A 9058-nucleotide genomic window follows, 5' to 3' on the forward strand; every position below is an offset into this window, starting at 1 on the left:
CAAGGCGTTCGTGGAGGACATCTTCGAGGCGCAGCGGGACCAGTTCAGCCCGAAGCGGAAGCGAGGGGCGAGACGCATCGCGGAAACGGATGCGCCGCTGTATTCACTGCGACAGCTGAAGCTGGCCCCGGTATCGTAGCCGCCAAGGCGGCTTAATGCAGTTCACCACGAGGCACCCTTGGAGCTTGGCTTTCACGGCCGGGTGATCTGGACGCGATAGAACTTGCGTGCGCCCGTGGCACTGGTGTCGGTGACGGTTCGCACGACACCTGCGTCGCCGGTGGTGAAGGAGCCGAGCGGCTGCCAGCTCAGCGGCAGCAGAGTGGTGCTGGTCTGCACGCTGTAGGTGCGATCTGCGAAACGGGGGGAGAAGATGATGCGCTTCTGCCCGGGCTGTCCGGCCACCGGCTGCGCCTGGATCAGAAAACGGGAGCTGGCATCTGTAGGAACGACTCCGGAGGTGAACTCGAAGAGATTGTTCTGCCCGTCAAAGTCAGGATCGGCTCCAGGCGCGGCATCCGGATTGGGCGGGAGATTGAAATGGAGCACCTGCCAGTCATCATCGAGGCCATCGGAGGCGTAGCCGCCGAAGTTGTCGGGCAAGATGTTGAGCACGGCAAGAGTCAGCGAGTCTGTGAGGCTCTGGTAAGTACCCTGCACCACGGCGGCGGTGTCTTGATAAACGGCGGCGGCAGTCGCCAGGCCGTCAGGGCTGATGCTGGCGATGGGGCCGCTCTGAACGCTCCAGCTCACACTCTCAGCCGCCAACGGCTGGGTGCTGAGGTCGTCAAAGACCAAAGCGGCCGTGATCTGGCGTGTGCCGACCTCATGCACCGACAAAGGGGAGGCAAAAAGGTCGATGGCGGTGGCGATGGCATCCGCAAGCTGGCCGGCGAAGCCACCGCGCAGGGTGTAGGCGGTGCTGGTGCCGTGGCCTCCCGGCATGGCGGAGGCATTCAGGACGTAGTTTGCGCTCGTGCCTCGAAGTCCGCCGACGTCGATGGCATCGGGTGCGAGCGTGTAGCTCGCGGAGGTGCCTGCGTGCGCGGGAGCGACGAATGAGAAACAGAAAACGAGGCAGAGGAGTGCGAGGAAACGCCGCCCTGGCCGATGGCGCTGCCCGCTCATTTGATCAGGGCCTCCAGTCGTTTGAGCCGCTCCTCCTGATCCGCCAGCTTCTTCTTGAGAGCCTGATTCTCCTTCGCCAGTTCCTGCACGGCGGCGGCGGAGTAGATGGTGAGTGGATAGGTATCGACCTGGAGGATGGGTGATCCATCAGGAAGGACCTCGCCGCTGTTCTGCACGTGATCGGGGAAGACTTCGGCGAACTCCTGGGCGATGACGTTGAGGTAGCGTCTGCCGCCGACTTCAGGATGAGCCGCCCGGTAGGCCTCACTGTAGTGAAAATCGACGAGATTGACCCTGGCGAGCTTTCTCAGGGCACCGGTGACGGGCCGCACGTCCGTTTTGATGCGACGGTCGGAGTTGGCGAGCCAGTTGCCTGCGGTGGTTTTGCTGGCGCTGCCTTCGACTTCGAGGTTGTTCGTCGCGGGAGCACGCTGGATGCCGACTTTGCCGGTGAAGATGTTGTCCTGGTCCAGCCTAGCGACCTGGGCGGGGATGAAATCGGCCCGGAGGGCGAGGGCATGGCCCGCTCCGCAGGCGATGTGAGTGATCTGTGTGGAACTGGCCGGGATCGCGGTTTGTCCGTCGGTGTTGTCTCCCCACGCCGAGAGAGTGCCGTCGTGCTTCAAGGCGAGGCTGAAGGCATAACCGCCCGCGACTTTGGAAACATGGGTGACCCCGGTGGCGCCGGAGACCTGCCCGCCAAGATCCCATCCCCAGGCCACGACGGTGCCGTCCGTCCTCACGGCGAGGCTGTGATAAGCGCCGCATGCGATGGCGACCACGTTCGTCAAACCGCCTGGCACGCTGGTCTGGCCGCTGTCATTGCGGCCCCAGGCGATGACGGTGCCATCCGCCTTCAGGGCGAGATTGTGATCCGCTCCAGCGGCGATGGCCGTGATGTTCGTGGCCGTTCCGGGGATGGTGGACTGGCCGTAGGTGTTGTCTCCCCAGGCCTGCACGGTGCCGTCTGCTTTCAGGATGAGGCTGTGTTTCTCGCCAGCGGCCACGTTCGTCGCGGTCGTGATGCCGCCAGGAACGCTGCTCTGGCCGAACGTGTCGTCCCCCCACGCGATCACGCTGCCATCGCTCCTGCGCACCAGATTGTGATCCGTGCCTGCGGCAATGTGGGTCACATTGACCACGGTGCCCGGCACGGCGGCCATCGCTCCCCACTGGACCACTGTTCCAGCATCGAGCAACGCGATGTTGTGGAAAGAACCTGCCGCAACAGAAGCGACGTTTGCGAGTGCGGGGACCGCAGTCTGGCCGTTGTCGTTGTCGCCCCAGGCCACAACGGGCTTCAGTGGCGCGGCCACCACATCGTCGAGGATGACCTGCGAGGTGGTCAGGCCGGTCAAACCAGATCCATCGCCCACAAAAGTGCCGGTGATGGTGCCTGCGGAGAAATTTCCCTGAGCATCGCGCAGGACCAGGGTGCCGGGTGTGTTTGCCGATGTGCCCGTGGTGGCGCTATTGGCGACTTTGCCCGCCGTGGCAATCGTCCCGAGCTTGGAGTCGGCGATGGCGGCACTCGCGTTGATGTCGGCGTTGGTGATGCTGCCATCCATGATCTTGGCGCTGTCCACGGCATTGCCGGAGATCGTCGTCGAACCCTGGCCGCCTGTGATGTCTCCGGCCAAAGGCGAGCTAAAGGCCGTCGCCAGGATCGGTGAAACGGTGCCGTCGCCGGCCGTCCAGGCGAAGTCAGGAACGGTGGCGTACTGCAGTTTGCCGGTGGACGATTCGATGTAGCTGACGGCAGGCGCTCCGTTGATCGCCGCGAGCGAATTGCGCTGGCCTGCGTTTGTCTGCGGCACGAAGAGATTCAGCACGACAAAGCTCCATGCGCCGGTGCTGTCTGCGGACAAATTGCGCCACAAGCGGCAGGAGTAGCGCGCATTGTCCACCCCCTGCGAGGCGATCATGGGCAGTCCGTTCACGATCTTCAGACTCGAATACAATCCAACCGTGCCACCGCTGTCGATGGTCAGCGGCGTTCCCCAGGTGCTGCCAGTTGCGTCGAGCGCCCGCACATACTTCAAGTCGAGATTGCTCACATCGTGGTAGGCGATGGCAGGATGGCTGCCGACCACGGCCAGGGAAGCATGTTGACCCACGTTGTTTGCCGCGCCGTCGATGCTGGCGGGTGCAGTCCAGGCGGTGCCGTTTGAGTCACTGGCGCGGACGTAGAGGAGGTCGCCCGCTGTCGCATCGTAATAGGCGATGGCCGGGTTCCCGCCGACCACCTCAAGCGAGGTGAACTGCCCCACATTTCCAGCGGCGGCGTCCACCACGACCGGACTGCCCCAGGTGCTCCCCGTGGCATCGCTGGCCCGGATGAACTTCAGATTGCCATTCGTGACGTCGTGGTAGCTGATCGCCGGGCTGCCATTGATGATGTGCAGGCAGGTGTGCTGTCCCACGTTGCCTGTGGTGTCCAAGGCCTGCGGGGCGGCCCATGCGCTGCCCGTCGCATCGAGCGCTCGAACGAACTTGAGGTCGCCGTTGGTGGCGTCGTAGTAGCTGACCGCCGGGGTTCCGTTCACGATGATCAGTGAGCAGTCGCGGCCCGTGCCAGCGGCGTCCAGCGTGAGAATGGTCCAGCCACCGCTGCCATCGCGATTGGCGGCGATGGCGAATTTCAAGGTGGTGCTCGGATTGTCGTAGTAGGCGATGGCAGGTCGGCCACTGACCGAGGCCACGGATGTGGCGGAGGCGTTCCCCGGCGTGGCGACCAGCGAGGGACTGTAGCCCGCATAGGTGGCGGTGAAGCCCGTGGTGGTCACACTGCCTGGAGACCAGCCGGGCCTGCCAAAGGTGATGCTGGGCGCGGTGGCAAATGGCGCTGGAAAAGGGACGCTGAAGCTCAGCACGTTCGACGTGTTGTTGATGCTGGAGATGTTTCCTTCGACCGCTGTGCCGGTGGCGAAATTGGCGGCCAGCTTCGCGGTGGTGATCGCAGAGTCAGCCATCGCATTCGTTGTCACGCTGCCTGCGGCGAGCTGGCTGCTGCCGACGGCTCCCGTGGCGATGTTCGCCGCCTGCACGGCATTGGGTGCGAGCTGACTGGTTCCGACGGCTCCATTGACGATCTTGGTGCTGCCGACGGAGCCGTCCGCCAACATCGCGCCCGTGATGCTGCCATTGGGCACCGATTCCGCCTTCGCGGCATTGATGGCGAACGGCGCGGCAGCAAGGCGCTGGTCAGGAGTGATGTGCTGAAAGCCGTTGGTGCCGTCGTTGAACCAGACACGGAGGCGGACATCGGCGTTGTCAAAGACGCTCGCGGGCACAGCGGTCATGTTGGCGAGCGACGTGTCGCCGAGCAGGACGGCGTAGAGGCCTTTGGTCACCGTGAGCGAGACGGCGGCAGCGGGTTGCGAGCCGGCGGTGCTGGTGCCGTCGTTGCTCCAGTAGCTGGTGGTGCCGTCCGTGTTCACGAACGCGAATTTGAACTGGCCGCTGCCTTCAAAGTTCGTGCCGTTGACCGCAATTCGGCCCTGGTGGTTGAGGAGGGACGGGACGGCGGCTGAAGAAATGACGGACGACCAATGGAGAGTGACGAAGAGGAGAAGTGCGAAGCACACTCGCTTGAAGTGAAGGCGGAGATTCATGGCTTCGGCGGAGGCGAGTTGGGGAGACGCGAGGTGACGGCTGTGTTTTGTGCGACGGGCTTCGCGGGCTCCGGTGCTCCTTGGCGAAAGCCGCCGCCGCTGTCGGTGGCGAGCAGGAGACTGGATGCCTCGTCAAAAAGAAGCGTCATGCCGCTGCCGGGAGCGCGGAGGATGCGCGATGAGCTTTTCTCCGGCGCAAACCACGCCGGCGGCTCTTCGATGTCCGGCACCGTGGTCGCGGGCGCGAGATGGAAGGCGTTGTCGGTGATGAGATGCTTCACCAGTTCCGGGGACGGCTTCACTGCGATGAACCATTGCCAGCGGGTGACGCCGTCCGCGTCCTTCCACTCACGGCGCTCGGCATTCAGGATGCTGTCGTTGGCTGCGGGACGCTTCCAGAACGCGCGTTGGAAGACTTCGGCACCGTCCGTGTTGGTGGTGGATGGTGGAATGCGGGCTGGACGGGACGAAGCAGACAGAGAGGACTCCAGTGACGGTTTTGGCGATGCCAGACGCCATCCGACGAGAGCGACAACCGAGGCGGCCAGGAGGATGAGCGCGATGCTTTTCATTCGGCATTCGTCATTTGGGTTCCGTCATTCAATTCCCCGAATGACTGTAGGTGCGCAGGAAGAGCTGGATGTCCTTCACGCTGCGGACGAAGCGGTTCAGGCCCTCCTGCTCGTTGCTCAGCAGCGTGTAGGCCGGGATGACGAGCTTCCACTGGCTGTTCCAGACGCTGCGGCCGATGAGGCGCGTGTTGGTGAACTCGGCCGGGACGCTGCTGTAGAAGAACGCCGGGTCGGAGACAGGGCGGAAGGCCTGATGCTTGCGAACGATCCAGGGCTGCTCGCTGAGCGTGCCGGTGGAGGTGAAGAAGCTGGTCGTGTTGAAGCTGCTCGCTCCGAGGTTGTAGGGCAGCGGCAGGGCCTGGTCATGCACCGTCCAGGAGCGGACGGTGTTCGTGTCTCCCAGTGGCGGGGAGAGCATGAAGTCCTCGCCACAGGGGATGAGATAGACATAAGGCGTGGCACCGAGAGCATCCGGATGGCTGCTGGCCGGGCCGCCCGCGCCCGGAGTGCCGCTGGCATAGGGATCCATGCCGACGTAGCCAGGCAGGACGATGCCGATGCTGCTGATCTTCGTGCTGTAGCTGCTGGGGCTGTAATTGTGGTCCCCAGCGGCATAATCGAGGCCGAAGAAGTTCTTCGCGTGCTGGATGGTGGTGCTGAACGGGATGATCAGGCCGGGGACGTTGCTCCCGTCAGGCTTGCGGAGGTTGTTGCAGTGGCGGGCCACGTCGGAATCACTCAGCAGGTTGCTGCGGATGGCCTGCTCCAGGCTCTGCTGCCAGGCATCGTCATCCGCGGTGGAGGCGGCGTCGGTGGTGATGCGGTAAAGCTCGGCCCGCACGCTGAAAAGGGTGCCGTAGGGATCCGGGTTGTTGATGCCGAGGCGGCCCTCTGCCACGGCGAAATCCGCATTCATCTGGGCGAGGCGTCCGGCCAGGCCTGCATCGCCGAGGGTGCTGGTGGTGGCCTGGGGGACATCGCCGGAGAGGTCGCCCAAGGAGCGGGCGGAGACGATGCTGGCGATGACCGACTGACCTGCGGTGGTGCCCAGGAGGCCGGTTTCGTAGTCGTAGCTCTTCGCGGCCAGGTAGGTGTAGCGGGAAGCGAGGTCAAAGAGGGTACGATACTGCTCCAGCGCCTCATTGCGGAAAGTGCGGAAGGTCAGGTCACGGGTGCGGTAGCCGCTGATGACGGCGGCGGCGCGCTGGCGGTAGCTTTCACGCTCGGAGAGGATGGACTGCCCGGTGGCGATGAGATTGGAGGCCTTTTGGCTGGCCGTCTGCACGCTGGTGGCCAGGCGGTGGAACTGGTAATGCTGGCTCACCAGCTCCGCATAGAGCTGCTCCAGCTCATAAAGAGCCTGCGCCTCCTCCTGGGTGAAGCCGACGCTCATGAGGTAGCCATCCAGCTCCATGCCCAGGCCGGTGACGGTGGCATCGAGAAGACCCGCAGCTGCGCGTGAGGCGAGGCCGCTGCCGACCAGCACACTGCTGATCGTTTTTCCTGCTGCCAGAATGGCGGCACGGGCGGCTGAGGTGAGATCGCCCCCCGCAGCGACACCGGCGATCAGGGACTTCGGCACCGCTTCTGAGGCGACTTCAGTGGCATCACGCGCGGCTTCGCCAGCCCATTGCAGACCTTCGCCCAATGAGTCGAGCACAGCAGCGGCGGCTTCCGTGGTGGCGATGTTCGCGGTGGCGTTTGCCTGACGGCGCAGGGCCTCGACATGGCTGGCCACGAGGTCTTTGGCCAATGTGGCCTCACGTTCAAAGCGGCGCTGCAGGATCTGGAGCTGCTGATTGGCCTCCAGCAGGTCGGTGCGGGCCGTTTCGATCTCCATCAGGGCGTCCTGGAGCCCGCCGGTCTGGGCACGGCGGCCGAGCGAACCGTCCGGGGCGATGGTTTGCGCATACTGGGCCCACTGATTGGGGGCGATGGTGTAGGTCTTTGTCGCCACCTGCGGAATGGGGGCGCTGCTGCTGTAACGGGCGCGGATTTCATCGGCCGTGAGGGCACCAAACGCCGGTGTGACAAGCGGAACCTGCACACTGACGGTGGTGGCCGGAGCGGAGAGGTTCACGAGGTCGCTGGGCCGGTCGATGATGAACCAGCTCTGCAAATCTGGGCCGGTGTAGCCTTGAGGGTAGCTCTTGCCCGGGCCGATGTCGCCCGCATACGGGGTGCCGTAGATCTCGATGAGCTGACTTTCAAAGGCGCCCTCCTGATCGACGACGGCCGTGTTGGCATCCGTGACCTGGTTCTCCTGATTGCGCAGGAGCCGGGTCATCTTCGCGGCCTGGTCAAAGCTGCCCTTGGCATTCAACACGGAGCGCAGGGCACGGGCGTAGATCTGCTCATAGTGGGACTGGCCTGCCTGCATCTGGGCGGGGGAGATGTCGAAGGCGATGGCTCCGGGGCTGAGTCCCAGCGGGTTAAGATGAGCGTTGGCGTTGTCGATGCTGGTCTGGAAGGCATCCGCAGCGCTGACGAGCTCGTGCAGTTCCGGCACGGTGGTGCGGTCGATCTTCTGCACGCCGGTGTGGGCGGTGTCTTCGTCCAGCAGGAGGGCATTTCCCGTGACCCAGTGGAAAAAGCTGCCCTGGGCGCTGCGGCTGACGGTTTCATCCAGTCCCCAGGCACGGTCTTCATCGTCATCGCGCAAATGCTGCCAGCCGAGGGCGGGGTCATCCTGGTAAACCTTGCGGTGGACGAGACTGATGACCTGCTGGGACGTTCGGGCGAGGTTCGCCGCGGCGGCGGCCAGTTTCCGCTCATCCTTGTAATCAATGAGCACCGCCTGGCCGAGAACGCTGACGGCCTCCGCCCTTGGCACCCAGGTGAACTCGGGGTGGGTCAGCAGCTTGTAATAGCCGGTGAGGGCGGTGAGGTAGTGCCCGTAGGCGTCGCCATGCCCCTGGGGGAACATGCGCTGGGCATCGGCGGCATCGAGGATGCCGTTGGCCGTGCTGCTGCCGGTCTTTTCCTTGATGTTGTAGTTCACGGCGTAGAGCACCTCGCCGCTGTTGATGCCGCGCGTGTAGTTCCAGAAAAGACGGTTGTAGGCCGGAGCGATTCCGGTGCCGGGGCTGGCGCTGTTGTCACGACCACGCAGCAGGCCCAGCTCTTCATCCAGCGAACTGGCCACCTGGCCTTCGAAGCTGAAGCGGCTGGTGTTCACCTCGGTGACGGTGGTCTGGTCGTCGATGGAGATGGTGGGGTTCGCGGCGTCGGCATAGGCTTCATTGCCGAGAATGGTGTAAAGATCGCTGAGATAGCCGGCGGCGAGCAACAAGGCATCGTTGGACGGGGCAAAATCGATGCCGGAGCCGATGGTGAAGCTCTTGCCGCGGTTCAGGACGGTCTCGTAGATCTCGATGAGGCCGACGTCGTTGATGTTTTCCAGGTTCAGGGCGATGTCCCCCTCCCAGCGTCTGCCTGCCTGGGTGAGCATGGAGACATCCGTGTTCACGGCGTTGTTGTAGAGGTCGTCCACCCGCTGGTTGAAGGGCGTGATCTTCGCCAGCACGCGCTTGATCCAGCCTTCGACGAGCTTCGGCGTCATCCACTCGGACCAGCCGACGTCAGCGGCCTGGCCGGCCACGATCTTGCGGTAGCTCATGGTGAAGTAGGTGTCTGCCATGATGACGGCCGGTGTGCTGATGGCGGCAGTTGGGGAGCCGCCGACGACAATGCTGCCGGGCCAGGTGCCGTTGGGCTTCAGCCAGGTGCTGGTGCTTGCGGTGG

The 9058-nt window shown here is 64.1% G+C and carries 4 protein-coding genes; all 4 read right to left on the reverse strand.

Going from position 1 to position 9058, the window contains the following annotated elements; genetic code table 11:
* Nucleotides 1–192: 192 nt before the first annotated feature.
* The 4 genes from IAE77_RS00845 to IAE77_RS00860 are packed head-to-tail and all read right to left on the reverse strand — an operon-like array spanning nt 193 to nt 8954.
* On the reverse strand, nt 193–1128 hold the full coding sequence (locus tag IAE77_RS00845) for a hypothetical protein (RefSeq protein ID WP_294220422.1): 936 nt from the start codon (nt 1126–1128) through the stop codon (nt 193–195).
* Complete coding sequence (locus IAE77_RS00850; protein WP_294220425.1) at nt 1125–4742, reverse strand: tail fiber domain-containing protein; 3618 nt, start codon at nt 4740–4742, stop codon at nt 1125–1127. Before IAE77_RS00850 ends, IAE77_RS00845 begins: the two co-directional genes overlap by 4 nt.
* Entirely contained in the window at nt 4739–5314 is a 576-nt protein-coding gene (locus IAE77_RS00855; protein ID WP_294220429.1) for a hypothetical protein, read from the reverse strand. The genes IAE77_RS00850 and IAE77_RS00855 overlap by 4 nt, the downstream gene beginning before the upstream one ends.
* A 28-nt stretch (nt 5315–5342) precedes the next feature.
* On the reverse strand, nt 5343–8954 hold the full coding sequence (locus IAE77_RS00860) for a hypothetical protein (RefSeq protein WP_294220431.1): 3612 nt from the start codon (nt 8952–8954) through the stop codon (nt 5343–5345).
* Nucleotides 8955–9058: the final 104 nt, after the last annotated feature.

Source organism: Prosthecobacter sp. (genome assembly GCF_014879935.1).
Lineage (GTDB): Bacteria > Verrucomicrobiota > Verrucomicrobiia > Verrucomicrobiales > Verrucomicrobiaceae > Prosthecobacter.

Excerpts from the sequence above, each read along its gene's own strand:
- IAE77_RS00845 (WP_294220422.1), bottom strand. The coding sequence starts at position 1,128 with ATGAGCGGGCAGCGCCATCGGCCAGGGCGGCGTTTCCTCGCACTCCTC.
- IAE77_RS00850 (WP_294220425.1), bottom strand. The coding sequence starts at position 4,742 with ATGAATCTCCGCCTTCACTTCAAGCGAGTGTGCTTCGCACTTCTCCTC.
- IAE77_RS00855 (WP_294220429.1), bottom strand. The coding sequence starts at position 5,314 with ATGAAAAGCATCGCGCTCATCCTCCTGGCCGCCTCGGTTGTCGCTCTC.
- IAE77_RS00860 (WP_294220431.1), bottom strand. The coding sequence starts at position 8,954 with ATGGCAGACACCTACTTCACCATGAGCTACCGCAAGATCGTGGCCGGC.